This is a genomic window from Aeromonas sp. QDB31 (genome assembly GCF_027707605.1).
Classification (GTDB): domain Bacteria; phylum Pseudomonadota; class Gammaproteobacteria; order Enterobacterales; family Aeromonadaceae; genus Aeromonas; species Aeromonas media.
This window is the reverse complement of sequence record NZ_JAPCIX010000001.1, coordinates 178,317-202,683: the sequence shown is the minus strand read 5'-3', so window position 1 is coordinate 202,683 and position 24,367 is coordinate 178,317. Positions and strand designations below refer to the sequence as shown.

Sequence of the window (24,367 nt, the reverse complement as noted above, 5' to 3'; positions counted from 1 at the left end):
ACCATGGCTACGCTCGACGAGATCAGACAAGACATCACCCAGTTGGATCAGGAGCTGCTCGCCCTGCTGGCCAAACGCAAGACCCTCAGCATCGAGGTTGCCCGCGCCAAGCAGGCCAATCCCCGTCCCATCCGCGACACCCAGCGGGAGCAGGATCTGCTGGTTGCCCTGATCCAGAAAGGGCGCGCGCTCGGGCTGGACGCCCAGTACATCACCCGCATCTACCACACCATCATCGAAGACTCCGTGCTCTCCCAGCAGGCCTATCTGCAGAGCCTGCTCAACCCCCAGCAGCAGGAGCCCATGACCAGCGTCGCCTACCTGGGCCCGCGCGGCTCTTACTCCAGCCTGGCCGCCCGCAAGTACCTGGCGCGCTACAAGGATCAGGTGATAGAGGTGAACTGCCAGAACTTCCGCGAGGTGCTGGACACGGTAGAGTCGGGCCGCGCCGCCTTCGGGGTGCTGCCCATAGAGAACACCAGCTCGGGCTCCATCAACGAGGTGTACGATGTGATGCAGCACACCACCCTCTCCATCGTGGGTGAGCTGACCTACCCCATCGAGCACTGCATCCTCACCGCCGTGCCCACCGAGCTGTCCCGCATCAAGACCTTCTATGCCCACCCTCAGGTGTTCCAGCAGTGCTCCCATTACCTCAGCAAGCTTGAAGGGGCGCGCCACGAGATCTGCGATTCCTCCTCCAGCGCCATGATGAAGGTCAAGGAGCTGGCGAGCCCGGAGGCGGCGGCCATCGGCAGCGCCGCCGGTGGCGAGCTGTATGGCCTCGACGTGCTGGCCGAGCAGCTCGCGAACCAGAAGGAGAACTACAGCCGCTTCATCGTGGTGGCGCGCAAACCCATCGATGTGGCGCCCCAGATCCCGGCCAAGACCACCCTCATCATGTCTACCTCCCAGAAGCCGGGTTCCCTGGTGGAGGCGCTGCTGGTGCTGCGCAGCCACGAGATCAACATGACCAAGCTGGAATCCCGTCCGGTACAGGGCAACCCCTGGGAGGAGATGTTCTATCTGGATGTCTCCGCCAACCTGCAGACCCCCGAGATGCAGGCCGCCCTGCTGGAGCTCACCAAGATCACCCGCTACGTCAAGGTGCTGGGCTGCTACCCGAGCGAAGACGTCAAGCCGACCGCGGTACCGCCGGTGCTGATGGGCAGCTAAGCGGCCCCGAACGGCAAGAGGCGAGCATCAGGCTCGCCTCTCTCTTTTCTGCCCCCTGCCCCGCCCCCGGACAACAAAAAGGCGAGCTCATTGCTCGCCTAGTTGGTACCCCGCCGACAGGCTCGGGTGACAGAGGATGGAGTCTCGCTCCTGGCGCTAGAACTGACCCGCCATCAGCTGGTTCAGGTGGTAGAGGTTGCGGGTATCGAGCTCCAGCTCGGTGGCATAGGTGTTGCCACGGGGATAGGTCGCCACCACACGGGCACCGCGCACCATGCCGGCCACCGACACATCCAGCGAGTTGGAGGTCTGGGTCAGGTCCTTGTAGCTGCTCTGGCCACGCACCTGCTGGCCGTTGAGCTGCTCCGCCAGCTCCCGGTAGGCATCCATCTTGGACGCCCGGATCGCCTGCAGCATCTTCTCCGACTGGGAGGGACCGGGCTGGATGTCGATCACCGCGTAGCCCACCGCCTTGAGCACGGGGAAGTCATCTGGCTTCTCCCCTACGTCGTAGTTTACGACCCTGTTCCCGCTGCACGCCGTCAGCAAGAGGGCCATCATCAGGCCAAGCACGATTCTCATGGCTGTCTACTCCTCAGAAATCAGGGGGTCAGGTTCACCAGATGGCCGGACGCGCTCTGGTCGCCCCGCATCAGGTAACCCCGGTTGACCGATGCCCGGCCAAACGAGTTGCTGGCGCCGGACAGATATTGTTGCGGGATCAGGCTCTGGGCCGTGGTCTCCACCATCTTGGTACGCAGATCGATGATCCGGGCATTGACCAGGATCCCCTGCGAATTGCGGCTGAAGGTGCCGGTCAGGATCCGGGAGATGGGCAGACGGGCGGAGAGATCCTTGTAGTTGCGGCTCATCACGAAGTCGCCACTGGGGGTCACTTGAATGCTGCCCGTGGTCTTGAAGTCCACCACTACCTCACCGCGCCGGTTCAGCTCGTAGATGAAGCTCTCCTCGATCTGCAACCCCATCCAGTTGGTGTCCTTCAGGGTGTCGAGATCGACGAAGGAGGCGACCGCGATGGGCTCGCTCAGGGTGGTGAGCGACTTGCGCTCCATCAGCTGATCCGTCATGCGGGCCACCAGCCAGTTGAGCTCCATCCCCTTGGCCGCCTGGCGGGGATCCCCTTGCTCCCGGTTGATGGGGTCGGCCGACCCGCAGCCGGCCAGCGCCAGCGCAACCGCCAGCGCCGTGATAATTCTGTTCATGGATACCTGTTCCTGTATCTACACCTGACTTGTTATCGGTCGCAGCGGCCAACACTTGAGACGGGAATGCGCCAAGGATCATCCGATGATCCGCCAGAGGGCCTTGGGCGGCGCCAATACAGAGGCCGGGAAATCCGGCGGGCAGCGCACTCTTTCGCCAGAACAAGGCATGGATCTTGCTTTTATTTGCGCACCCGGTGCAAACCAGGCCAGTGTCCATGAAGCCGCTCATCCGCCCCTTGGGCGCAGAGGGGTTCGTCTATTCAAGGTGTACGTTATGAAAGTTGTGCTGCTGTCAACCCTGTTGCTGGCCAGTCTGTCGGCTAGCGCCGAGCTCATAGAGGCGCAAGGCAGTGCCGCCATCCTGGGGGGCGACGAGGTCTATGCCCGCGAGCAGGCGACCCGGGATGCGCTGCGTCAGGCCCTGCTGGCCAGCGGCGCGTCCGTCTCCAGCATCCAGCGCCTGGAGAACGGCAGCCTGCGCTCTGAGCAGATCCAGATCCGCTCCGGCGGCGACATCCGCCAGTACCGCCTCAAGCGCGAGGAGGTGCGCAACGGCCGCATGTACATCACCCTGGTGGCCGACATCCAGGCCGAGCGGCAGATCTGCCAGACCCAACACTACGCCAAGGATTTGACGCTGGTGCGCCTGCGCATGCGCTACCCGGATCAGGCGAGCACCGGCGCCCTCGACGACATGCCGGCGGATCTCTCCCGCCGCCTGTTCGAGACCCTGGCGGCGGCGCCCCAGGGGGTGGTCGCCCGCCAGTGGCTGGACGAAAACCTGCGCATCGATCCCCTCCACCTGCAGCAGGGGGATCGCAGCGCCCTCGAGGAGATCAAGGCCCTGAGCCTACGCACCGACAGCCAGTATCTGGTGCTCGGCAGCATCGACGACCTCTCCCTCGAACCCCAGGGCAACCAGCTGACCAGCTGGTATGAAGACCCGATCCGCAACTTCCGCATGCAGCTCTATCTGTTTGACGGCATCAACGGCAGCCTGCTCGGGCGCAAGGAGTATCAGGGGCGGGCCAACTGGACCTTCTCCAAGCGGGAGCAGGTGGGCAGCCACAATGGCCGGTTCTGGCAGTCCAGCTACGGCCAGGAGGTGAGCTACCAGTTGAAGGAGGCGGCCCAGGACATCGTCGCCGAGCTCGCCTGCGCCCCCGTCACCGCCCGCATCGTGGCCCAGCACGAACGCGGTCCCCACATCAGCCTGGGCCGTCGCAACGGGGTCAAGCTTGGGGATCAGTTCCGCGTCCAGCACAGCGCCGACTTCATCGATCCCTACGGCAAGTCCCGGGTGATGCGCAACCCCGCCGACGGCCTGTTCGAGGTAGTGCAGGTGTTCGAGGACGGTGCCATCATCAGCAGCCAGAACAAATATTCGCCGTTTAATGTCCAAATTGGCGATCTGGCCGTATTGGAATAGGAATCAAGGGTTTAAAAGCACAATGCTTCTTGTATAATGCCCGCCACAAGGTTCCCGTAGCTCAGCAGGATAGAGCGGTCCCCTCCTAAGGGACAGGCCACTGGTTCGACTCCAGTCGGGAACGCCATATAAAACAAGGGGCTGGCATCATCAGATGCCAGCCCCTTGGTTTTGATTGCCTTTTATCTTGCCTGGCCACTGTCGATATGCCCCAGGCAAGCGCCATATCTAGCCTTCAGGTGAGACTACGTCATTACCACCAGACGTTGGCCTGCACTCCAACCACCCAGGTGTCATCACTGTCATCGCCTTCAAAAGCGTGGCTGCTGTCACTCCAGTTGTCGTTGTCGCTGTCGAAATAGCTCGCGTAGAGACGCAGTTCCGGCTGGTTGCGACCCAGAGACCAGGCCTGGGCGACGGTGTACTTGGAACCACTGCGATCATAATCCGCACCATTCTCGGTCTTCTCATCGGCGAAATAACCCACCTCTGCGTAGGTGCGAGTGATTTCAGACCAGTGATACGCCAATTTAGCTGAGGCACCAAACATGGTGGCATCGAGCTGATCGTTGTCCCAGGTCTCAATGCTGTCGGCCGCTGCATAGTTGATGGCATGGCTCAGATCCCAACGGTCACCCAACGGAATGCTGCCGTAGTTGCGGATCGCGTAACCGCTACCACTCTTGACGTTGCCATTGAGGGTATCTGCCGCCCCCATGAGCACCCCTTGTGCCGCTGAACCATCCACATAATATTGCAGCACCGTCTTGTTAAACCCTGTGCCAGCCACGGCCTGGTTCAATTCCACCATGAAGGCATGACCATCGCTGTAATCATGCTCACCGCTACCTGGCTCATCCACCTGATCAGCCGACGGATCGGCATTCAAAAACTTGTATCCGAGTGCCAGGCTACCGCCTTCCCACAGAGGCAAGGAGTCATAGGTCAATTCCAGATTATTGGCATTGATCTGATGCTTGCTATGCTGGGTATCCGTGCCGATCTCATTTTCAAAATCACGATGTAATACCGCTACTGAGAATTTACCTGCACCGAGGTTCATGCGCTCTATACCGGCACCCACATTGGTCTGGTTCCAGTAAAAGTAATCGTTCATATCAATATAATAGCCTTTATTATATTGACGAATACCCGCCCAGGAGGTCTCCCCCATCCCCATGAAGTTCCGCAATTGCAGGTTCATGTTTTCCCAGCCGAATGGGGAGTCATTACTGACACTATCGGCATCACCATCCCACATATTGAACATGGTCTGGATATAAACAGATTTGTCGCCGTCGTTATTCAGCTCCTTCCCCAAGCCAATCTCGGCATAATTATCAAACTCGTTCCCGAGACGTCCAATCTTGTTCTTCTGGAAATCTGAACCACCGATGCTATTTGAAGCTGAGCCATCGGCCCCGGTCCCCACACCGGCACGGAAATAACCCCAAAAATCAAATCCCTCAGTAGCAATGGCATTGGTGGCTGCGATAGACAAAGACGCGGCGACAATGTAGCGAATTGAGTTTTTCAAAATACATCCTCGATAGTTATTATATTAAATTGACGTGCATGTTCGACCTGCATAAAAAGAGGTGGTTTTTTATGGCATGGTCATATGTATGTTTTAATCATCCACCATGGGTGGCAGGAATATGGTAATGCTAAAAAAATAATAATCTGGTGATAGCGATCACATTAATGTAATCGTTTACAGCTCTTGTTTTAAACAAAATTTTGCAAGCACCAACATCTGTTTTCTATTTACGTATTTAGGCCTGGTTCAGCTTTCTATTAAATTCAGCTCTCATTAAGAATTAAATAATTAAAAGCGGAGTCTGATGACTCCGCAGAAAGCAATATTGACAATACGACGCCTTTATTTCTAGTCAGAGGGCTGCATGTTTATATTCAGTCACCTCAACACCTCGGTCGTAGCCCTCAGCGCGGTGCCATCTGTTGTCGGCTGGTACCGACAGGGAGTCCGAAAGAGGGCAGGCCACGCGCATCCCAGTCAAAGGGTTGCAGATGAATTTCCCTGTTCCAGCCTGCCCCTTTGAATTTGGCGGCATGATGGATCAGCCAGGGTCGGCCTCCATCGTCGATAAAGAAGCCGTTATGCCCAGGACCATAGACTCCCAGCACCTCGTCCTTTCTAAAGACGGGCTGAGGCCGCTTGCGCCAGTGTGCCGGATTCATAGGATCATCCCCCTCCAGCGCCAGCAGACCGAGACAGTAATCGTCCGTCCAGCTGCCGCTGGCGGAATAGGTGAGGAAGAGTCGCCCCCCTGGGCTTAACAGCACCTGGGGAGCCTCGTTGACCTGGGGCGTGCCGATACGCTCCCACGCCAGTTCAGGTCTAGAGATCTCAACGCGCGGCACAGCCAGCTGCCAGGGCGAGGCCATTCTGGCGATATAGAGGCGCTGCTGATCATTAACCTCTCCCTCCCAGCCTGACCAGATGAAATAACGTTCCCCCCGGTAATCGAGGACGGTGCCGTCGATGGCCCATTTGTCACTGGCATCAGCCATCTTGCCCTCCTGGGTACCCGCAGGGAAGGCGTACTCGCCAAATAGATCCAATCCTTTTGACTGCAACACATACATGCGCTGCCGAGCCATGTCGCCATCCGATGCGGCGAAATAGATGTACCAGCGACCATCCAGCAGGTGCAGTTAGGGGGCCCAGAGATGGGTGCCGTTGACGGCGCCCTGAGCCGGCATCCACACCACCTTGCGCTCGGCATTCTCAAGGTCGGTGATGTCTTTGGTACGCCATAGCGTGATGTCGCTGCCGGTGGTCTGGGTGTAGTAGTAAAAGCCGTCATCATGACGCACAACCCAAGGATCGGCGCCATCACTCAAGATCGGATTGGTAAAAGTCGAACTGGCCTGCGCTGGCATGATGGTTCCCAATAGAATGAACAGAGAAAGGAGGATTCGGTACATGACTGGTGCTCCATGAGGGACGGGATCCGCCGCCCCTCAGCTCAACGGCGCAGGCTCTGCCCCTGCTCACCGAAGAGATGGATATATTCGAGAGCGACGGTGAGGGAGACCGCCTCGTCGCATGAAGGCACCCGTCGATCCGTGTTGACCTTGGCCAGCAGCAGCCGCTCTATGCCCTCGCACTTGATGTGCAAGATCGCCGCATCACCGAGGTTTTCGACCAGAGAGACCCGGCCATGCAGATGGGCCTCCGGGGCGCCTTCAACCCCCACCAACAGATGCTCGGGGCGGATCCCTATCTTGATGTTGCTCTGGCCTGTGCAGTCAAACCATGACTCAGACGCCGTCACCTCGATCCCTTTACCCGGCGTTAGCTGCCAGAGATCGCCATCTTTTCCCTTCAGCTTGCAGGTCAACATGTTCATCTTCGGCATGCCGAGGAAGGTAGCCACAAACTCGGTGGCGGGGCGCTGATAGAGATCCAGGGGAGAGCCCACCTGCTCGATGTGGCCCTTGTTGAAGACCACTATCCGGTCCCCCAGCGTCATCGCTTCCACCTGATCGTGGGTCACATAGATCATGGTGGTCCCCAGCTTCTGATGCAGGCGCGCCAGCTCGGTACGCATCTGCCCACGCAAGGCGGCATCCAGGTTGGAGAGCGGCTCATCAAACAGGAACACCTCGGGTTCACGCACGATGGCTCGTCCGATGGCAACCCGCTGGCGCTGGCCTCCGGAGAGCTCGGCCGGTTTGCGCTCCAGCAGGTGGGCCAGTTGCAGGGTCTCCGCCACCCGGTTTACCTTGGTCTCTATCTCGGCCTTCGGTGTGTTGTTGAACAGCAGGGAGAAGCCCATGTTCTCGGCCACCGTCAGGTGGGGGTAGAGTGCATAGGACTGGAATACCATGGCCACCCCCCGTTTGGCGGCGTCGAGCTCATTGGCCCGCAGGTTGCCGATGTGGAGATCGCCTGCGGAAATATCCTCCAGCCCGGCAATCATGCGCAGCAGCGTCGACTTGCCGCAGCCGGAGGGGCCGACGAAGACGACGAACTCCCCCTGTTCGATTTCCAGATCCACGCCGTGAATGACGGCATTGCCATTGGGGTAGGTCTTCTTGATGTGCTTAAGCGATACGCTGGACATATGGTGCTCTCTCACGACGGCCTCATCGCGGCCGTAAAAACAGGGGGCCCGCCTTGGCAGGCCCGTGAATCGTTAACCCTTGAGGCCGGTGGCGGCGAGGAAGCCCGACGCGACACGCTTCTGGAACATGACATAGAGGATGGCGACCGGCAGGCCACCGATCAGGGCAGAGGCCATGTTCTGGGCATACCTCACCCCATAGGTGTCGTTAAGCTGAGTCAGACCGATGGGAATGGTCATGTTCTCGGTGGAGCTGACCACCAGGAATGGCCAGAGGAAATTGTTCCAGGCCCCCATGAAGGTGATGATCGCCATGGCATAAATGATGTTCCGGGAGAGAGGCAGATAGACGCGGAGCAATACCTGCCACTCCCGGGCGCCATCGAGGATGGCCGCCTCGCGAAAATCCTTGGGGATCTGATCGAAGAAGCGCTTGAGAACGAAGAGCACCATGGGTGACACCACCTGAGGCAATATGATCCCCCCCAGAGAGTCGGCCAGCCCCATGTGGTAGACCTGGCGAAAGAGTGGGATCACCAAGGCTTCGAAGGGGAAGATGATGCCAAACATGCAGCACCAGAACAGCAGGTTCGCCCCCTTGAAACGCAGTTGAGAGAAGCTGTAGGCCGCCAGCACAGTGATCAGCAGCGTCACCAGGGTAACCGCCAGCGAGGTGACCACGCTGTTCATGAAGAAGACGGGCAGATCCCCCATGGTCAGCACCTTGATGAAGGCATCGAAGATGACGGGATCGGGCAGCCACTGCAGACCGGCGACTGTCTGAGCCTCCGGGCGCAGTGCCGTGCTGATCGCCCACAGCAGAGGGGCGCCCCACAGCAGGCAGAGCAGCACAGTCAACGTGATGGCGAACAAGGCGGTAAATGTCAGTTTGCTATTCATCTTAGCCTCGACGATTGATGAAGCGATTAGCCAGGGATTGCAGCACCAGAATGAGCAGCACTATCAGCACGAAGACCACGGCGATGGCCGAGGCATAGCCGGCGTTCTGGTTGACGAACCCGGTCTCGTACATGTAGTGCAAAACCACTTTGGTGCTGTCGAAGGGGCCCCCTCCGGTCAACAGATAGGTCTGGCCGAAGATTTTGAGGGATGCGACCAGTTGCAGGCCGAAGACCATCACGGTGACGGGGCGCAGTTGGCGCCATGTGATGTAGCGAAAGATCCCCCACTCCGAGGCGCCATCGAGCCTGGCCGCTTCGTAGAGGTCCTGCGGTATGTTCTTGAGGGCCGCCATGAACAGCAGCACGTTGAAGCCAACGGTCCACCAGATGGTGGCGATGGCAACCATGGGCATGGCAAAGTCCGGATCGTTGAACCAGGCGATCTCGGTGCCGGCGACCAGGTTCACCACGCCGAAGGTCGGGTGCAGCATCCAGCCACCGATCATGGCCATGACTGCGATGGGCAAGATGTTGGGGATGAAAAAGATAGCCTGGACCAGACCGGCGAAGCGGGTGAGACGGCAGATCAGCATCGCCATGACCAACCCCAGGGCAGTCAGCGGGATCACGGTCAACAGGGCAAAGTAGGCGGTCTGCAGCAAAGAATCCCAGAAGCTGGGGTCCTGCAGCAGCTCCATATAGTTGGCAAAACCAACGTAGCCGTGAGTCTCGGTCAGCCCGCTGTCGGTGAAACTCAACTGCAACGTTTGCAATGCAGGAATGACAAAGAAGAGCAAAAAGGCGAGCAAGAAGGGCGCCAACATGAGCCAAGGCGTCATCAGGGCACCAAAGCGACCGGCGGTGGTTCTGGCAGTGTCTTTATTATCCATATCTGAACTCGGGCCTGGAATGGAGGAAACCGGGAGGCAGAGGGTTGACCCTCTGCCCCAGGGTCATTAACGTGCCGGACGACTCATGAACTTGCCCGCATCGCGCTCGAACATCTGCAGCGCCTTCTCGATGGGCAACTGACCGGTCAGCGCCGCCGGGAAGTACTTGGAGGCGGTGGCCTGCAGGGGGCCAGCCGCCCCGCTGTACCAGCCATCCGGGTCATAGACGATGTTGCTGGCCGTCTCGCTGACATAGTCCGCGAGCAGTGGCATCTCCTTGAACGCCTGGGTGGCGACCGTCGGCTCGTAGGCCGGAATGTGGCCCCCTTCGGCCCAGGTGAGGGCGTTCTGGTTGATATAGTTGGCAAATTTGACAATCCCTAGCACTTTTTCGTCGGAGATGAGTTTGTCTTTATTGCGCGGAATGGCCAATGCGTGGGAGTCGGCCCAGGCGGCCCTGCTACCGTTGAAGAAGGAGGGGAGAGATGCGATGCCCACTTCGAATCCGAGCTTGCCGCTCTTCATGCCGTCGGTAACGGAGGGGAGCTCCCAGACGCCATTGAGCATGAAGGCCGAGCGGCCGGTCATGAACTCCGTGGTGGAGGAAGCGTAATCCAGCCCCTTGGTGGCGTAGCCGTCGGCGTACCACCTGGCCATCGCCGCCATCGCCTGCTTACCCGCCTCGCCATAGACAAACTCGTTGTTCTCTATGGTCTTGCCGCCCTGCTGGCTGATCATGGAGAGCCAGAGACGGTAAGGCATGTAGGACATGGGCGAAGTCTCCATGCTCAGACCCATCGCCCCTTGCTCTTTCACGCTTTTGAGCGCCGCATCAAACTGCGCCAGCGAGGCGATGGGCTTCAGTCTGCCCTGCTCATCCAGCAAACCGGCCTTGGCCGCGATGCGCTTGTTGTAATAGAGCACCATGGCATGGGTATCGATGGGCAGAGCATAGGTCTTGTCATCGACGTTCGATTGCTTCCAGAGCAGCGGGAAAAGCTGGTTGCTATCGTAGCCAGCCTGCTTCAGAACCTCGGGATTGATGGGCTCAAGGCCCTGGGTCTGGGTCAGGCCGGAGATCTTGGAGAGATGGATGGTCGCCATGTCCGGACCGCTGCCCATGGCAGAGGCGGTCTTGAGTTTGGTATAGAAGGGTTCACCCCAGTTCAGGGTGGTAGTCTCTATTTTGTAGTCACCCTGGCTGGCATTGAAACCGTCGACCAGTTGCTTCATGCGCGCGCCATCGCCGCCATTGAGCAGGGTCCAATATTGCAGTGTGGTCTGTGCCAGGGTAATGGGAGAAAGCGTTGCCCCCGCGACCAGCAATGCCAGTAGCTTTATCTTCTTCATGATATGACCTCTATGTGTAGGGTGAGGCGATGCCGATGGGTTGGCATCGCCTCGGAGGAGTCTTTCTTATTCGGTGATCAGGGACTGGATCAGGGCGACCTCACGCTCGTCATAGGGGGAGCCATCCGCCTCGAGCAGGTCGTGGAACCAGGTGTCCGCGTACTCCGGAACGGCTCGCTGGATATTGGGCCAGGGCAGATGCGTCTGGGTTCTCCCCTTGACCAGTCCCCATTGGTAACAGGCGATCTTGCGCTCCTTGAAGATGGGCAGTTGCTCATGCATGAACGACTTGGCATGGCGAGCGAGCCACTCGGTGCAGAGCAGGGGGCGATCGTAGGTCGCGACGATTTCCAGACTTTTTTCCAGCAGTTCGAGTGATTGATAGGCATGGAAGCTGATCACATCCGACAGCGCCATTGCCCGGAGGTCGGTGGGATGGGTGAAGATGGGATCGTCCGGGCTAAAGTGGTTGGCAGCATGCCAGGCACAGACCGTCAGCGGCTGGCAGGGATTGGCCTCGCGCGCCCAGCTGAAGGCCAGCTCCATCAGATGATGGCTGTAGGGCTCCATGGCAGGATCGAACTCTTCATGCTGGTTGGGGCCACGGAAAATGCCGCGATTGGTCGGCTCGTTGTAGAGATCCCACACCAGGATACGTTCATCCTGGGCGAACATGCCGACGACATCCTTGATGTAACGCTCCAGTTCACACCATTGGGTGATATCCATGACGACGTTGCGTCCAGGGCTCGCCGCTGCCTGACTGTTGTGCAGGTTTTCGACAGGCTCTTTTTGCGGGCCCAGATAGGGGTGATCGCCGGAGAAGCCGCAATCATCCATGGGGGTCAGCATGACGCTGATCCCCTCTGCGGCCGCCACCGCCAGGAAGTCGTCGATGCGGGCGATCAGGCCATCTCTGTCCACCTGCCAGACGATGAAGGGCAGGTTGGTGCGCAAGGTGTTGTAGCCCACCTCTCTGGCCCACGCCAACTCCTGCCTGATGGTCGGGAGATCGAAGGTCTCCCGTTGCCACATCTCCGTCCAGTTGACGGCGGTTCTGGGCAAGTAGTTGAACCCTCTCAGCCAGGGCTGCTTGCTCCACCACTGCCAGGCCTGTTCTGTGGACCACTGTTGTACCGCCATCGCCCCCCCTTTTGCTAATGTTTAATATTTATGAGCTAATTTTTATTTGCTAATCATATTAATAGCAAAGGGTGTTAGATGGAATTTCGTGGTCAGTCACAAAATGAGCCAGACCAAGGCTTATTGCAACGTCTGGTTAACATACCGTTTTTAAGCGCGTTGACAGCCTGGATTGGGTGTTTATCGATCGTATTGATCCGCGCTGATGACGACAACATGGCTGGTTCCCCCAATCTGGTGGGGTATGATTGACGAGAAAAAAACTAATAATATTAGCTTAATGACAGGGGCTGGCCATATCGATGGACAAGCAACGCATCACCATGAGTGCCATCGCCGCCGCAGCCAGCGTCTCCCAATCTACTGTATCTCTGGTGCTCAACGGTTCGAGCGCGGTGAAGCTCTCATTCAGGGGGAACTCTGGAGGGAGGCCAACAACCTACGGCTGGAGGGATATCGCCAGGCCCTGATCAAATGACCGGATCCACAATGGGTACGCGTCGCTAATTGGCCGCTGCGCGAGGCCTATGAGCAGACCCGGCAGCTGCTGGCACTCCCCAACACACCAGACGCGGTCTTCTGCTGCAGTGACTACATGACCCAGGGCTGCTATCAGGCCATTGCGGAGGCAGGGTTACGCATTCCGGAAGATATCTTGGTTGCGGGACACGATAACCAGATGCTGGCCAACGAGATGGTGCCCCTCTGTTTGTTGGACGCCCCGAACGAGATCCATAAGGCCACCCACGACTTTCACTTGATCCCTGTCCCACCGCGGCACTTCGCATCTGTACCCAGCCCTGCGCTCGATTACACTCTGGATGTGGGCCGTCGATGACGACGACCATTCTTCATTGGCTCGCATCAAGAGAAGGGAATCATGGCCAGCAAAAAAAAATCTACGACTGAACAGCCTGCTCCGGCAGCAGAGTCCAAGCCGCTTGGCAACAAGGCATACGAGAAGGAACTGCGTCGCCTGCATGTGGAGCTGGTGAAACTGCAGCAGTGGGTGGTGCACAAGGGACTCAAGGTCTGCATAGTGTTCGAAGGGCGCGACGGCGCTGGCAAGGGGGGGACCATCAAGGCGATCACCGAGCGGGTCAGTCCCCGGGTGTTCAGGGTCATCGCGCTGCCGGCCCCCACCGAACGGGAGAAGAGCCAGCTCTATTTCCAGCGCTACATCCCACACCTGCCGGCGGCGGGCGAGATCGTCATCTTCGATCGCAGCTGGTACAACAGGGCCGGGGTGGAGCGTGTCATGGGCTTTTGCAGCCAGGAGGCGAGCGACAAATTCCTGGCGGGGGTTCCCATGGTGGAGCAGGCCATGGTCGACTCGGGCATCATATTGCTGAAGTATTGGCTGGAGGTGACCCCACAGGAGCAGGAGCGGCGGCTGCGGGATCGCATCGACGATGGTCGCAAGATCTGGAAGCTCTCCCCCATGGACATCAAGTCCTTCGATCGCTGGGATGACTACACCCTGGCGCGGGATGCCATGTTCACCGCCACCGACACCGCCTGGGCTCCCTGGTTCGTGGCCCGCTCCGAGGACAAGAAGCGGGTGCGGCTCAACATCATCTCCCATCTGCTGGCCCACGTTCCCTACGAGGAACTGCCGGCCGAACCGGTCAAGCTGCCCAAACGCAAGATTGGCAAGGTCAAGGCCTCGGAGCACCCGTTCCGGGTGATCCCGGAACTGTTCTGATTACCGTCAAGGGGGAGCCTCTGGCTCACCCCTTGCTCCCTCACGCCCTGCCCTGCTGATACTAACCTGAGGATGGCCGCCCTGGCATTGGGGAACCTCTGGTCCCCCCTGCCCACTCACTCTCTGCCCTGTTGATACTGGCGGATGGCCGCCCTGGCATTGAACAGCATGCGGCTCTCCCCGAGCTGACTGGCCAACCCGCTGCGACGCACGTTCTCGAGCACCCCGGGATTGAGCCCGGCCAGCCAGAGGGTGACCCCCCTGGCGCGCGCCTGCTGCTCCCCCTCCATCAACATCATCAGAGCCGAGTACTCCACGTCCTGCACCCGGCTCATGTCCAGCACCACCACCTCGGGCTGGTGAGTCTCGATAAGCTCGCGGATCTGGGCGGCCACATGCTGCACATTGATGAAGAAGAGGCGCCCCTCCGGGCGCAGGATCAACAGGCCGGGGACCGTCTCGTCATCGGGATGACGCGCGGCCAGCGGCCGCAGCACATCCTCCCCGGGTTTTCGGCCAATCACATAGACGGGTGGCTGCGCCGTCTGGCTGGCCAGCCCCAGCAAGGAGGCCAGGATGGCGACCACTATCCCCTCCAGGGTGCCGAACAGCAGCACCCCCAGACAGGCGATGGCGGCCCAGCGAAACTCCATCATGCGAATCTGCCCTATCTTGCGAAACTCCCCCGGCTGGATGAGCCCCACCGAATAGACGATGACCACCACCGCCAGGGTGGCGCTCGGCAGCCAGGAGAGCAGCGGGGCGAGGAAGATCATGGTGGCCAGCGCCATGGCGGCGGTGACCGCAGAGGCCCACTGGCTGACGCCCCCGACGGAGCGCACCACCGCTGTCTGGGAGGTCCCCCCCCCTGCCGGCATGCTGCCGCAGAAGGCTCCCCCCAGGTTGGCCAGCCCGGTGGCCACCAGCTCGCGGTTCGGATTGATCTCCGGCTCTTCCTTCCCCACGAAGGCCCGGCCTGCGGCTATGGTCTCGGTGAAGCTCATCAGCGCGATGCCCGCCGCCCCCGGCAGCAGTTGCAACACCAGGGTCAAATCCGGCATCGTCAGGGCGGGCAAGCCGGTGGGAATGCTCCCGACGATGGCGACCCCTGCCTCGTTCAGGCCAAAGCCCCACACCAGCGCGATGCCGATGCCCACCCCCAGCAAGGGGGCGGGAGAATGGGGAAAGCGCCACTCCATGAACACCAACACCACCAGGGTGACGAGAGCGACTCCCAGGGTCAGCCAGGAGGTCTGGGGCAGCGCCAGCCCCAGGTGATAGAGATCCAGAAAGAAGTTCTCCTTCTGGATGTGCACACCGAATAGCTTGGGCAGCTGATCGAGGATGATCACCAGCCCGATGCCGCTCTTGAACCCCACCAGCACCGGCAGGGAGATGAAGTTCGCCACGAAGCCGAGGCGCAGCACCGCCGCTAGCATCAGCATGGCTCCCACCAGCAGGGTCAGGGTGGCCGTCACCGTGATCAGCCGACCGGGGTCCCCATCCGGCACCACCAGTCCGAGCTGGGTCGCAGTCAGGATCGCCAGGGTACTGGTGGAGCTGACACTGAGCACTCGGGAGGAGCCCAGCAGGGCGTAAAGCACCATGGGCACAAACGCGGTATAGAGACCGATAGCCACCGGCAGACCGGCCACGCTGGCGTAGGCCATGGCCTTGGGCAACACGACCGCCGCTGCGGTGACGCCGGCCAGCAGATCGGACAGGGAGCGCCTTGGCGCCAACGCGGGTGATGACATCTTGTCCTCCATGATCACGGGTCTGCTCTCAAATGAGTGCATGCTCGGCAGTTCGGTGCGACATCCTCCGCCCCTTGCACCCTCAGGATGCAGGCACGGTTACAGAGAGAAGTGTATGCGCCAGCCCGACGCAGAGGCTTGTTGTTTCTCACGTTTTGCCATCTCGCTCCCCTATACTTCAGCGACGTTGCGCCGCCGGCCAGCCCCCTTTCCAAGAGGAGACCCTCCTTGTTGCGACTGCTTGCACTGCTGCTTGTCTGCCTGGTGGCCCAGGTCCGGGCGCTGACACTGACTCCCCTGGTGGAGGGTCTCAATCATCCCTGGGGGCTGGTCTTGCTGTCGGATGGCGGCTATCTGATTGGCGAGCGCCCTGGCCGCTTGCTGCACATCGACGCCGCGGGCAAACGTCACCTCATCTCGGGCCTGCCGCCCCTCGCCGCCACGGGCCAGGGAGGCCTGCTCGATCTCGCCCTGGACGGCGATGGCTGGCTCTATCTCAGCTACAGCGAGCCGGGGGACGGCGGGGCAGGCACCGCCGTGGCCCGGGCCCGGCTGCAAAAGGGGAGCCTCATCGACTGGCAACTGCTGTTTCGCCAAGAGCCCAAGGTGGCCGGCGGCGCCCATTTCGGATCCCGCCTGGCGTTGACGGAGGACGGCTATCTCTTCATCACCCTCGGCGATCGTTACAGCGAGCGGGAGCGGGCCCAGACGCTCGACAACCACCTCGGCAAGACGGTGCGCCTGCACAAGGATGGCCGGGTGCCCGCCGACAATCCCTTCGTCAAGACGGCGGGTGCCCTGCCGGAGATCTGGAGCCTGGGCCATCGCAACATGCAGGGGGCGGCGCTGCGTCCGGGCAGCCAGCAATTCTGGGCCCACGAGCACGGCCCCCAGGGCGGGGACGAGGTCAACCTCATCCTGCCCGGCCACAACTACGGCTGGCCCAAAGTGACCTTCGGCGAGGAGTACGGGGGCGGCAAGATTGGCCTGGGCCAGAGCGCGCCCGGCATGACGCCGCCGCGCTGGATCTGGGTGCCCTCCATCGCCCCCTCGGGCATGACCTTCTATCAGGGGGAACTGTTCAAGGAGTGGCGGGGGGATCTACTGGTCGGCGCCCTGCGCGGCCAGGCCCTGTTGCGCCTGCACCTCGACGGAGACAAGATAGTGTCGGCAGAGCGGCTGCTGACCGATCTCGGGGAGCGGATCCGTACCGTCAAGGAGGGCCCCGACGGTGCCCTCTACCTGTTGACGGATTCAGGCCAGGGGCGCCTGCTCAAACTGACCCCATAGGATGCAAGGAGGAAGCATGAACAAGTATCGAACCCTGCTGGTGCTCTGTGCCAGCCTCTGGTTGCTGGGCTGCAACACCATCCACGGGGTGGGGCGAGACATCGAGAAGGCGGGCGAGGTGATCCAGGGCTCCGCCAACCTGGCGAACGAGCCTCAGGTCGGCAAAGAGTGACAACCTAAGGCTCACACAGTCACTCGACGCCGGAGGCCAGGCTGGCGAGCTGCGCCATGGTCACCCTGACCCCGTGCTGCGCCAATGCCTCGCGGGCGCTCTGGGGCAACTGCTCGTCGGTGATCACCTGATCGATCGCATCCCAGCCCACCACGTTGAAGGTGCCGACCTTGCCATATTTGGACGAATCGCAGATGAGGATACGGCTCGCCGCCGACTCCACCACGGCCCGCTTCACCGGCACCTTCTGCTCGCTCGGAGTGGAGATCCCCTGTCCATCCCAGGAGGAGGCAGACAGGAAGGCAACGTCCAGATGGAGGTTGCGCAGGAAGTGGGCGGTGGCCTCCCCGGCGCAGGACTGGTTCTCGCGAATGACCTGGCCACCGGTGTGATAGAGGCGGCAGCGGCCGTGCTCGATGAGGTAGGCGCAGACCATGAAGTCGTTGGTCACTATCATCAGATCTTCCCGCAGCGCCAGCTCCCGGGCCAGCTCCAGAGAGGTGGTGCCGGCGTCCAGATAGACGGTACTGCCCTCGCTCACCTGGGCGGCGGCGAGCCGGGCTATAGCCAGCTTGGCACCCTGCATCAGGCTGCGCTTGGTGGCGTGGGAGGGCTCGCTCTTGATCCGCTGGGAGAGACTGACTCCGCCGGATACAGAGAGCACCCGCCCCTGATCCTCCAGTTTCTGGATGTCGCGTCTGATGGTCATGTGGGAGACCTGCAACCAGTCGGTCAGCTCCACTATGCTGACCACGCCGCGCTCTGCCAGCAGTTGCAGGATACGTTGCTGTCGCTCTACGGGAATCATCTTGGCTCACCCCTCGGGGAAAAGAGGCGCCATTCTACCCCAGCGACCTGGGAAAAAATGATAAATAAGCTCGAAGGGGCTCACAAATCACATTTATTCACATAAAAAACGCCAAAAATTGACTCGAAAGAATCTCAAGCCTCATAAATAACAAAAATTAACACCTAATAAGTTATTTTTTGTGACACCTGCCTGATATTTCGCCGCCACAAGCCTCTACTATCTGCTCATCAGTCGTTATCGAGGAATCACGAGATGAGCACTTCCTATCATGTTGCTGTCATCGGCCTGGGGGCCATGGGCATAGGCGCCGCCCGCTCCTGTCTGCGGGCCGGGCTCACCACCTACGGCATCGATCTCAGCGAACAGGCCCGCAGCCAGTTGCAACAGGCCGGTGCCGCCGCCGTCATGGCCGATGCCAGACCCCTGGCCGAGACCCTGGATGCCGTGCTGCTGCTGGTGGTCAACGCCGCCCAGGTGCGCCGCATCCTGCTCGGCGAAGAGGGGCTGGCTCGCCACCTCAAACCGGGCACCGCCATCATGGTCTCTTCCACCATAGCGGCCGAGGAGGCGAGCGCCCTGGCCGCCGAGCTGGCACAGCTGGGGCTGCCGATGCTGGACGCCCCTGTCTCCGGTGGCGCCATCAAGGCCGACGCGGGCGAGATGACGGTGATGGCCGCAGGATCAGACGCCGCCTTCGACAAGCTGGCCCCTGTGCTGGATGTAGTCGCAGGCAAGCTCTACCGGGTCGGCAGCGAACCGGGCCAGGGCAGCACCGTCAAGATCATCCACCAGCTGCTGGCCGGGGTGCACATCGCCGTCGCCGCCGAAGCCATGGCGCTGGCCAGTCGGGCCGGCGTGTCGCTGGATCTCATGTATGACGTGGTCACCCATGCCGCCGGCAACTCCTGGATGTTTGAAAACCGCATGCCCCGGGTGCTGACCGGCGACTACCAGGCCCGCTCCGCAGTGGACATCTTCGTCAAGGATCTCACCCTGGTGGCGGACACCGCCAAGGCGCTGCGCTTCCCGTTGCCGCTCGCGAGCACCGCCCTCAACATGTTCCTCGGCGCCAGCAATGCAGGGCACGGCCAGGAAGATGACAGCGCCGTCATCAAGATCTTCTCCGGCATCCAGCTGCCGGGTCAGGAGGATCAAGCATGAAACTCGGTGTCATCGCAGACGACTTCACCGGCGCCACCGACATCGCCGGCTTCCTGGTGGAGAACGGCCTCTCAACCCTGCAACTCGCCGGCGTGCCGGAGCATGACGGGGATCTGCCCCAGGTCGATGCCGTGGTGATCAGCCTCAAGAGCCGCTCCTGCCCCGCCGATGAGGCAGTGCGCGACTCCCTGGCGGCACTGGCCTGGCTCAAGGCCCGCGGCTGCCCGCGCATCTACCAGAAGTACTGCTCCACCTTCGACAGCACGGCGGCGGGCAACATAGGTCCGGTCACCGACGCCCTGCTGGCGGCGCTTGGTCACGACTTCACCCTGATCTGCCCAGCCCTGCCGGTCAACGGTCGCACCGTCTATCAGGGCAACCTCTTCGTCGGCGCCCAGCCGCTGGCCGAATCCGGCATGCGCCACCACCCCATCACCCCCATGACCGACAGCAACCTGCTGCGGCTGATGGAGGGACAGGCCCAGGGCCGCGCCGGTCTGGTGCCGTTCACCACCATAGCTCAAGGCCCCGATGCCATTGCCAACGCCTTCGAGCAGCTAACACAAGCTGGTGTGCGCTACGCCGTGGTCGACACCCTGACTGAGCAGCACCTGCTGGACATCGCCACCGCCGCCCTCGACATGCCCCTGCTGACAGGTGGCTCCGGCCTCGCCATCGGCCTGGCCCGCCAGCTTGGCAGCGGCGATCTGCAAGGTGCCCGCGAGGCTGGCTGGCCCAGAGGCACCCGCGCCGTGGTGCTGTCGGGCTCTTGCTCCGAGATGACCAACCGCCAGGTGGCCCGCTATCGCCAGCACGCCCCCGCGCTGGCGCTGGACGTGGTGCGCTGCCTCGAGGATGCCGACTACCCGGCCGAGCTGGCGCGCTGGGTACTGGCCCAGTCCCTCACCCCGGCACCGCTGGTCTACGCCACCACCAGCCCGGTGGAGCTGGCCCGCATTCAGGAGACCCACGGCCAGCAGGCAGCCAGCGACGCGGTGGAGCACTGCTTTGCCCGCCTCGCCCAACTGCTGCAAGACGCAGGCGTGGACCGTTTCATCATCGCCGGTGGCGAGACCTCGAGCCGGGTCACCCAGGCCCTCGGCGTCAAGGCGTTCCACATAGGCCCGCAAATCGCCCCCGGTGTGCCTTGGGTGCGGGCCATCGACGCCCCGCTGTCGCTGGCCCTCAAGTCCGGCAATTTCGGGAGCGACGACTTCTTCGACAAGGCTCAGGAGTACTTCCATGACTGAACAGGCACTGCGCGACACCATGGTGATGCTGGGGGCCTCCCTCTTCCAGCGCGGTTACGCCACCGGGGGCGCCGGCAACCTCTCCGCCCTGCTGCCGGACGGCACCCTGATCGCCACCCCCACCGGCTCCTGCCTGGGACGTCTGAGCGCCGACAGGCTCTCTCACGTCAACCTGCAGGGGGAGCACCTGGGGGGTGACCGCCCCTCCAAGGAGGTGGCCTTCCACCTCGCCATCTATCACAACAATCCGGACTGCCGGGCCGTGGTGCACCTGCACTGCACCTACCTGACCGCCCTCTCCTGCCTGGAGGGGCTGGATCCGGCCAACGTCATCCGCCCCTTCACCCCCTACTACGTGATGCGGGTCGGTCAGTTGCCGCTCATCCCCTACTACAAGCCGGGGGATGCCCGCATCGCCGAGGAGCTGGGGCGCCGCGCTCCCGAGGGCAACGCCTTCCTGCTCGCCAACCACGGTCCCGTGGTGACGGGCAAGGATCTGGTGGATGCGGTCAACAACATGGAGGAGCTGGAGGAGACGGCGCGCCTGGCACTGATGCTCCATGGCCAGTCCATCCGCTACCTGAGTGAACCCGAGATCACCGAATTGAGGAGCCTGAAGCCATGAGCCAATCCTGGTCCGCCTCTCTGACCCGATACGAACACAACGCATTGAGGAGCATCACGCCATGAGCAAGTTTGCCGCCAATCTCACCATGCTGTTTACCGAGCTGCCGTTCCTGGAGCGCTTCGCCGCCGCCCGTGAGGCAGGCTTCGAGGCGGTGGAGTTCCTGTTCCCCTACGAGTGGCCGGCCGCCGAGCTGGGCCGCCTGCTGCGCGAACACGGCCTCTCCCAGGCTCTGTTCAACATGCCGCCGGGCAACTGGGGGGCGGGGGAGCGCGGCATGGCCGCCATCCCGGGGCGGGAGGCAGAGTTTCGCGCCCACCTGCCCAGCGTGCGTGACTACGCCCTGGCGCTTGGCTGCACCAAGGTGCACGCCATGAGCGGCATAGTCGACCCGGCACACAGCCTGGCAGCCCACCGCCAGACCCTGATCGAGAACATCCGCTTCGCCGCCGACTTCCTGGCCGCAGACGGCATCAAGGTGCTGCTTGAGCCTCTCAACAATCGGGACGTGCCCGGCTACTTCCTGGCCCACCAGCTCGATGCCCTGGCCCTGGTACAGGAGATAGACAGACCCAACGTGGGGGTGCAGCTCGACCTCTACCACGCCCAGATCATGGACGGGGATCTCACCCGTCTCATCGGCAAGCTGGGACCGGCCATCGGCCACGTCCAGATAGCCTCGGTACCGGATCGCCACGAGCCGGACGAGGGGGAGATCGCCTACCCCCACCTGTTCAAGGTGCTGGCGCAGGCGGGCTACCACGACTGGATTGGCTGCGAATACAACCCCAGAGCCGGCACCCGGGAAGGGCTGGGCTGGCTGACACAACAATAAGAAACACAACCTACACATGAACGAGTCTGAGGATAACGAGATGCAAATCATCATCACCGGCGGCGGTGGCTTCCTGGGCCAGAAACTGGCCCGGGCCCTGCTGCAAGGCCCCCACCCCTTCACCGAGCTGCTGCTGGTGGACATCCAGCAGCCGCAATCCCCCCTGCCGGATCCCAGGGTGCGCTGCCTGAAGGCCGACCTCACCGAAACCGGTGTCGCCGAGTCCCTGATCAGCGAACGGACCACAGTTGTCTACCACCTGGCCGCCATCGTCAGCAGCCACGCAGAGCAGGACTTCGATCTGGGTTGGAAGGTCAATCTGGACACCACCCGCACCCTGCTGGAGGCCTGCCGCCACACCCGCCCCGGCATCCGCTTCGTCTTCACCAGTTCGCTCGCCGTCTATGGCGGCCCGCTGCCTGAGCTGGTGAACGATGGCACCGCGCTCACCCCGACCTCCTCCTATGGCGCCCAGAAGGCCATGGGGGAGCTCTTGGTCAACGACTACAGCCGCAAGGGCTATGTGGATGGCCTGGTGCTGCACCTGCCCACCATCTGCGTGCGGCCGGGCAAGCCGAATCGCGCCGCCTCGTCGTTCGTCAGCAGTATCATCCGCGAGCCGCTGCAAGGGGAGAACGCCCTCTGCCCGGTGAGCCCGGAACTGCGTCTCTGGCTCTCGAGCCCCGCCACCGTAGTCGCGAACTTCCTGCTGGCGGCCAGGCTCCCCGCCACCGGTGACGCCCGCAGCATCAACCTGCCCGGCATCAGCGTCACCGTCGGCGAGATGCTGGAGGCCCTCGCCCGGGCCGGTGGTCAGGCGGCCCGGGATCGGGTGCAGTTTGCCGCCGATCCGGCCATCGAGCGCATAGTCGCGAGCTGGCCGGGACGCATCGACAACCAGCGGGCCAGCGCCCTCGGCTTCGCGGCAGACAGGACGTTTGCCGACATCATCGACAGTTTCATCACCCATGACATGCAGGAGGCATCATGAGCGACATCCCTACCCCCATCATCGGCCTGGTCATCGCCGTCTTCGTACTGGTATTCCTGGTGGTCCGCACCCGGGTGCACGCCCTGATCGCCATGCTGGCGGCGGCCTGCATCGCTGGGATCACAGGCGGCATGAGCATCGACAAGACCCTCACCGTCATCACTCAGGGCTTTGGCTCCACCCTCGGCAGCATCGGCATCGTCATCGGCCTCGGGGTCATGATGGGCCGCCTGCTTGAAGTCTCCGGCGCCGCCGAACAGATCGCCTACAGCTTCATCAAGTGGCTCGGCAAGCGCCGCGAAGAGTGGGCACTGGCCATCACGGGCTACATCGTCAGCATCCCCATCTTCGTGGATTCCGCCTTCGTCATCCTCTATCCGGTGGCCAAGGCGCTGGCGAAAAGCGGCAAGCGCTCCCTGCTGACCCTGGGGGTCGCCCTGGCGGGGGGCCTGGTGGTCACCCACCATACGGTGCCGCCGACCCCGGGGCCGCTCGGTGTTGCCGGTCTGTTTGGCGTGGACATAGGCGCCATGCTGCTGATGGGCATGGCCCTGGCCATCCCCTGCGTGCTCGGCATCGTCTTCTACGCCCAGTGGCTCGACAAGAAGTACCCCGAGTTCGGCGCGAACGCAGCCCAGACCCCGAACGAGCTGCAAGCTACCTATGAGCAGTACCTCAAGGAGAAGGAAGGCAAGACCCTGCCGAGCCTGACCCTGTCGCTGCTGCCGATCCTGGTGCCCATAGTACTTATCTTCGTCAAGGCCATCTTCACCACCCTCGCCACCCTGGAGGGGATGGACGGCCTGATGGCGAATCCCCTGGTGCAGGGCATCAACTTCATCGGCACCCCCATCATAGCGCTCGCCATCAGCGTGCTGCTGGCGGTCTATACGCTGGTGCCGCACATGGACAGACACGCCACCGCCGCTCGCCTCGAAGAGGGGCTGCAATCGGCCGGCATCATACTGCTGGTGACCGGTGCTGGCGGCGCCCTGGGTGCCGTGCTGCGCGACAGCGGTGCGGGCCAGCAGCTCGCCGAGCAGATCGCCCAGTTGCCCATCTCCCCCATACTGATCCCCTTCATCGTCGCGACCCTGGTGCGCCTCATCCAGGGCTCAGGCACTGTGGCCATGGTGACGGCGGCCTCCATCTCCGCCCCCATACTGGCGCAGATCCCCGGGGTCAACATGCTGCTGGCGGCTCAGGCTGCTACCATGGGGTCGCTCTTCTTCGGCTACTTCAACGACAGCCTGTTCTGGGTGGTCAACCGTATGATGGGGATCTCGGACGTCAAGCAGCAGATGATCGTCTGGTCCATCCCGACCACCATCGCCTGGGCCATCGGCGGCACCGGCGTCGCCCTGCTGAACCTGGTATTCGGCTCCGGCGGCACCTGGTTCGACCCCGTGCTGCCGCTGCTGGTGCTGGCGCTCATCGTCTGGTACGTCAGGGGCCAGTCCCTGGCACCGGCGGCCAGTGCAGTGCCGAGCCGGGAGTCATAACCCGCAGCGTCATGGCAACGCTGTGTGACGAGGGCCAGTCTGCTAGACTGGCCCTCTT

23 protein-coding genes, 1 tRNA gene and 1 pseudogene are annotated in these 24,367 nt (G+C 61.8%); 14 read left to right on the top strand and 11 right to left on the bottom strand.

Annotation, left to right across the window (positions count from 1 at the left end; genetic code table 11):
* Positions 1 to 3 precede the first annotated feature (3 nt).
* Complete coding sequence (pheA, locus tag PG898_RS00910; protein ID WP_268433575.1) at positions 4 to 1,176, top strand: prephenate dehydratase; 1,173 nt, start codon at positions 4 to 6, stop codon at positions 1,174 to 1,176.
* A 156-nt stretch (positions 1,177 to 1,332) separates the two neighbouring features.
* On the opposite strand, the gene PG898_RS00905 is transcribed toward pheA, so the two are convergent.
* Together PG898_RS00905 and PG898_RS00900 are read right to left on the bottom strand one after the other, a co-directional pair.
* A complete protein-coding gene (locus PG898_RS00905; protein ID WP_205641179.1) occupies positions 1,333 to 1,758 on the bottom strand; it encodes an LPP20 family lipoprotein in 426 nt (141 codons plus the stop codon).
* A gap of 20 nt (positions 1,759 to 1,778) precedes the next feature.
* Positions 1,779 to 2,399 carry a FlgO family outer membrane protein gene (locus tag PG898_RS00900; protein ID WP_270823311.1) on the bottom strand — a complete coding sequence of 207 codons (621 nt, stop codon included), beginning with the start codon at positions 2,397 to 2,399 and terminating at the stop codon, positions 1,779 to 1,781.
* 277 nt (positions 2,400 to 2,676) lie between these two features.
* Here PG898_RS00900 and PG898_RS00895 point away from each other — a divergent pair, with 277 nt between their 5' ends.
* Together PG898_RS00895 and PG898_RS00890 are read left to right on the top strand one after the other, a co-directional pair.
* Positions 2,677 to 3,831, top strand: a complete 1,155-nt coding sequence (locus PG898_RS00895) for a flagellar assembly protein FlgT (RefSeq protein WP_270823310.1) — start codon at positions 2,677 to 2,679, stop codon at positions 3,829 to 3,831.
* 50 nt (positions 3,832 to 3,881) lie between these two features.
* Positions 3,882 to 3,958 (top strand) — tRNA-Arg (locus PG898_RS00890).
* Between the two features lie 126 nt (positions 3,959 to 4,084).
* Here the strand turns inward: PG898_RS00890 and PG898_RS00885 are convergent.
* The 7 genes and pseudogenes from PG898_RS00885 to PG898_RS00855 all read right to left on the bottom strand — a co-directional run bounded on the left by PG898_RS00885 (position 4,085) and on the right by PG898_RS00855 (position 12,210).
* Positions 4,085 to 5,368 (bottom strand): carbohydrate porin, encoded by a 1,284-nt coding sequence (locus PG898_RS00885; RefSeq protein ID WP_197069661.1) that lies wholly within the window; start codon positions 5,366 to 5,368, stop codon positions 4,085 to 4,087.
* 407 nt (positions 5,369 to 5,775) lie between these two features.
* A pseudogene (locus tag PG898_RS00880) lies at positions 5,776 to 6,738 on the bottom strand (glycoside hydrolase family 43 protein).
* An 86-nt stretch (positions 6,739 to 6,824) separates the two neighbouring features.
* The gene (locus PG898_RS00875; protein ID WP_005328684.1) at positions 6,825 to 7,925 is read right to left on the bottom strand and encodes an ABC transporter ATP-binding protein; all 1,101 of its coding nucleotides are present in this window, start codon (positions 7,923 to 7,925) and stop codon (positions 6,825 to 6,827) included.
* A 72-nt stretch (positions 7,926 to 7,997) separates the two neighbouring features.
* Complete coding sequence (locus PG898_RS00870) at positions 7,998 to 8,825, bottom strand: carbohydrate ABC transporter permease (protein ID WP_270823309.1); 828 nt, start codon at positions 8,823 to 8,825, stop codon at positions 7,998 to 8,000.
* A gap of 1 nt (position 8,826) precedes the next feature.
* Positions 8,827 to 9,717, bottom strand: a complete 891-nt coding sequence (locus PG898_RS00865) for a carbohydrate ABC transporter permease (RefSeq protein ID WP_270823308.1) — start codon at positions 9,715 to 9,717, stop codon at positions 8,827 to 8,829.
* A 66-nt stretch (positions 9,718 to 9,783) separates the two neighbouring features.
* On the bottom strand, positions 9,784 to 11,067 hold the full coding sequence (locus PG898_RS00860) for an extracellular solute-binding protein (protein ID WP_270823307.1): 1,284 nt from the start codon (positions 11,065 to 11,067) through the stop codon (positions 9,784 to 9,786).
* A 66-nt stretch (positions 11,068 to 11,133) separates the two neighbouring features.
* The gene (locus PG898_RS00855) at positions 11,134 to 12,210 is read right to left on the bottom strand and encodes a cellulase family glycosylhydrolase (RefSeq protein ID WP_270823306.1); all 1,077 of its coding nucleotides are present in this window, start codon (positions 12,208 to 12,210) and stop codon (positions 11,134 to 11,136) included.
* 78 nt (positions 12,211 to 12,288) lie between these two features.
* On the opposite strand from PG898_RS00855, the gene PG898_RS00850 reads away from it, so the two are divergent.
* The 3 genes from PG898_RS00850 to ppk2 all read left to right on the top strand — a co-directional run bounded on the left by PG898_RS00850 (position 12,289) and on the right by ppk2 (position 13,915).
* Positions 12,289 to 12,462: a hypothetical protein gene (locus tag PG898_RS00850; protein WP_270823304.1), complete on the top strand. Its 174-nt coding sequence runs from the start codon at positions 12,289 to 12,291 to the stop codon at positions 12,460 to 12,462.
* A 262-nt stretch (positions 12,463 to 12,724) separates the two neighbouring features.
* Positions 12,725 to 13,048, top strand: a complete 324-nt coding sequence (locus tag PG898_RS21295; protein WP_408749992.1) for a substrate-binding domain-containing protein — start codon at positions 12,725 to 12,727, stop codon at positions 13,046 to 13,048.
* 42 nt (positions 13,049 to 13,090) lie between these two features.
* Positions 13,091 to 13,915 carry a polyphosphate kinase 2 gene (ppk2, locus tag PG898_RS00845; protein WP_043132066.1) on the top strand — a complete coding sequence of 275 codons (825 nt, stop codon included), beginning with the start codon at positions 13,091 to 13,093 and terminating at the stop codon, positions 13,913 to 13,915.
* A gap of 116 nt (positions 13,916 to 14,031) precedes the next feature.
* Here the strand turns inward: ppk2 and PG898_RS00840 are convergent, their stop codons facing one another.
* Complete coding sequence (locus PG898_RS00840) at positions 14,032 to 15,672, bottom strand: SulP family inorganic anion transporter (protein ID WP_270823303.1); 1,641 nt, start codon at positions 15,670 to 15,672, stop codon at positions 14,032 to 14,034.
* A gap of 228 nt (positions 15,673 to 15,900) precedes the next feature.
* On the opposite strand from PG898_RS00840, the gene PG898_RS00835 reads away from it, so the two are divergent.
* A complete protein-coding gene (locus PG898_RS00835; RefSeq protein WP_404834575.1) occupies positions 15,901 to 16,962 on the top strand; it encodes a PQQ-dependent sugar dehydrogenase in 1,062 nt (353 codons plus the stop codon).
* Between the two features lie 16 nt (positions 16,963 to 16,978).
* Positions 16,979 to 17,134, top strand: a complete 156-nt coding sequence (locus tag PG898_RS00830) for an entericidin A/B family lipoprotein (RefSeq protein WP_270823301.1) — start codon at positions 16,979 to 16,981, stop codon at positions 17,132 to 17,134.
* Positions 17,135 to 17,153: 19 nt separating this feature from the next.
* Here PG898_RS00830 and PG898_RS00825 read toward each other — a convergent pair whose 3' ends face one another.
* Positions 17,154 to 17,942, bottom strand: coding sequence for a DeoR/GlpR family DNA-binding transcription regulator (locus tag PG898_RS00825; protein ID WP_270823300.1), 789 nt, complete (start codon positions 17,940 to 17,942; stop codon positions 17,154 to 17,156).
* A gap of 255 nt (positions 17,943 to 18,197) precedes the next feature.
* On the opposite strand from PG898_RS00825, the gene ltnD reads away from it, so the two are divergent.
* From ltnD to PG898_RS00795, 6 genes are all read left to right on the top strand, one after another.
* Positions 18,198 to 19,106 (top strand): L-threonate dehydrogenase, encoded by a 909-nt coding sequence (gene ltnD, locus PG898_RS00820; protein ID WP_270823299.1) that lies wholly within the window; start codon positions 18,198 to 18,200, stop codon positions 19,104 to 19,106.
* Positions 19,103 to 20,356 carry a 3-oxo-tetronate kinase gene (gene otnK, locus PG898_RS00815; protein WP_270823298.1) on the top strand — a complete coding sequence of 418 codons (1,254 nt, stop codon included), beginning with the start codon at positions 19,103 to 19,105 and terminating at the stop codon, positions 20,354 to 20,356. Before ltnD ends, otnK begins: the two co-directional genes overlap by 4 nt.
* Positions 20,349 to 20,981, top strand: coding sequence for a 3-oxo-tetronate 4-phosphate decarboxylase (otnC, locus tag PG898_RS00810; protein WP_005328654.1), 633 nt, complete (start codon positions 20,349 to 20,351; stop codon positions 20,979 to 20,981). The genes otnK and otnC overlap by 8 nt, the downstream gene beginning before the upstream one ends.
* A 61-nt stretch (positions 20,982 to 21,042) precedes the next feature.
* Entirely contained in the window at positions 21,043 to 21,816 is a 774-nt protein-coding gene (gene otnI, locus PG898_RS00805; RefSeq protein WP_270823297.1) for a 2-oxo-tetronate isomerase, read from the top strand.
* Positions 21,817 to 21,856: 40 nt separating this feature from the next.
* Entirely contained in the window at positions 21,857 to 22,807 is a 951-nt protein-coding gene (gene denD / locus PG898_RS00800) for a D-erythronate dehydrogenase (RefSeq protein WP_270823296.1), read from the top strand.
* Positions 22,804 to 24,309: a GntP family permease gene (locus tag PG898_RS00795; protein WP_270823295.1), complete on the top strand. Its 1,506-nt coding sequence runs from the start codon at positions 22,804 to 22,806 to the stop codon at positions 24,307 to 24,309. Before denD ends, PG898_RS00795 begins: the two co-directional genes overlap by 4 nt.
* Positions 24,310 to 24,367 lie beyond the last annotated feature (58 nt).

Coding starts and splice junctions, on each gene's coding strand:
- pheA (WP_268433575.1), top strand. CDS start 4: ATGGCTACGCTCGACGAGATCAGACAAGACATCACCCAGTTGGATCAG.
- PG898_RS00905 (WP_205641179.1), bottom strand. CDS start 1,758: ATGAGAATCGTGCTTGGCCTGATGATGGCCCTCTTGCTGACGGCGTGC.
- PG898_RS00900 (WP_270823311.1), bottom strand. CDS start 2,399: ATGAACAGAATTATCACGGCGCTGGCGGTTGCGCTGGCGCTGGCCGGC.
- PG898_RS00895 (WP_270823310.1), top strand. CDS start 2,677: ATGAAAGTTGTGCTGCTGTCAACCCTGTTGCTGGCCAGTCTGTCGGCT.
- PG898_RS00875 (WP_005328684.1), bottom strand. CDS start 7,925: ATGTCCAGCGTATCGCTTAAGCACATCAAGAAGACCTACCCCAATGGC.
- PG898_RS00870 (WP_270823309.1), bottom strand. CDS start 8,825: ATGAATAGCAAACTGACATTTACCGCCTTGTTCGCCATCACGTTGACT.
- PG898_RS00865 (WP_270823308.1), bottom strand. CDS start 9,717: ATGGATAATAAAGACACTGCCAGAACCACCGCCGGTCGCTTTGGTGCC.
- PG898_RS00860 (WP_270823307.1), bottom strand. CDS start 11,067: ATGAAGAAGATAAAGCTACTGGCATTGCTGGTCGCGGGGGCAACGCTT.
- PG898_RS00855 (WP_270823306.1), bottom strand. CDS start 12,210: ATGGCGGTACAACAGTGGTCCACAGAACAGGCCTGGCAGTGGTGGAGC.
- PG898_RS00850 (WP_270823304.1), top strand. CDS start 12,289: ATGGAATTTCGTGGTCAGTCACAAAATGAGCCAGACCAAGGCTTATTG.
- ppk2 (WP_043132066.1), top strand. CDS start 13,091: ATGGCCAGCAAAAAAAAATCTACGACTGAACAGCCTGCTCCGGCAGCA.
- PG898_RS00840 (WP_270823303.1), bottom strand. CDS start 15,672: ATGTCATCACCCGCGTTGGCGCCAAGGCGCTCCCTGTCCGATCTGCTG.
- PG898_RS00830 (WP_270823301.1), top strand. CDS start 16,979: ATGAACAAGTATCGAACCCTGCTGGTGCTCTGTGCCAGCCTCTGGTTG.
- PG898_RS00825 (WP_270823300.1), bottom strand. CDS start 17,942: ATGATTCCCGTAGAGCGACAGCAACGTATCCTGCAACTGCTGGCAGAG.
- ltnD (WP_270823299.1), top strand. CDS start 18,198: ATGAGCACTTCCTATCATGTTGCTGTCATCGGCCTGGGGGCCATGGGC.
- otnK (WP_270823298.1), top strand. CDS start 19,103: ATGAAACTCGGTGTCATCGCAGACGACTTCACCGGCGCCACCGACATC.
- otnC (WP_005328654.1), top strand. CDS start 20,349: ATGACTGAACAGGCACTGCGCGACACCATGGTGATGCTGGGGGCCTCC.
- otnI (WP_270823297.1), top strand. CDS start 21,043: ATGAGCAAGTTTGCCGCCAATCTCACCATGCTGTTTACCGAGCTGCCG.
- denD (WP_270823296.1), top strand. CDS start 21,857: ATGCAAATCATCATCACCGGCGGCGGTGGCTTCCTGGGCCAGAAACTG.
- PG898_RS00795 (WP_270823295.1), top strand. CDS start 22,804: ATGAGCGACATCCCTACCCCCATCATCGGCCTGGTCATCGCCGTCTTC.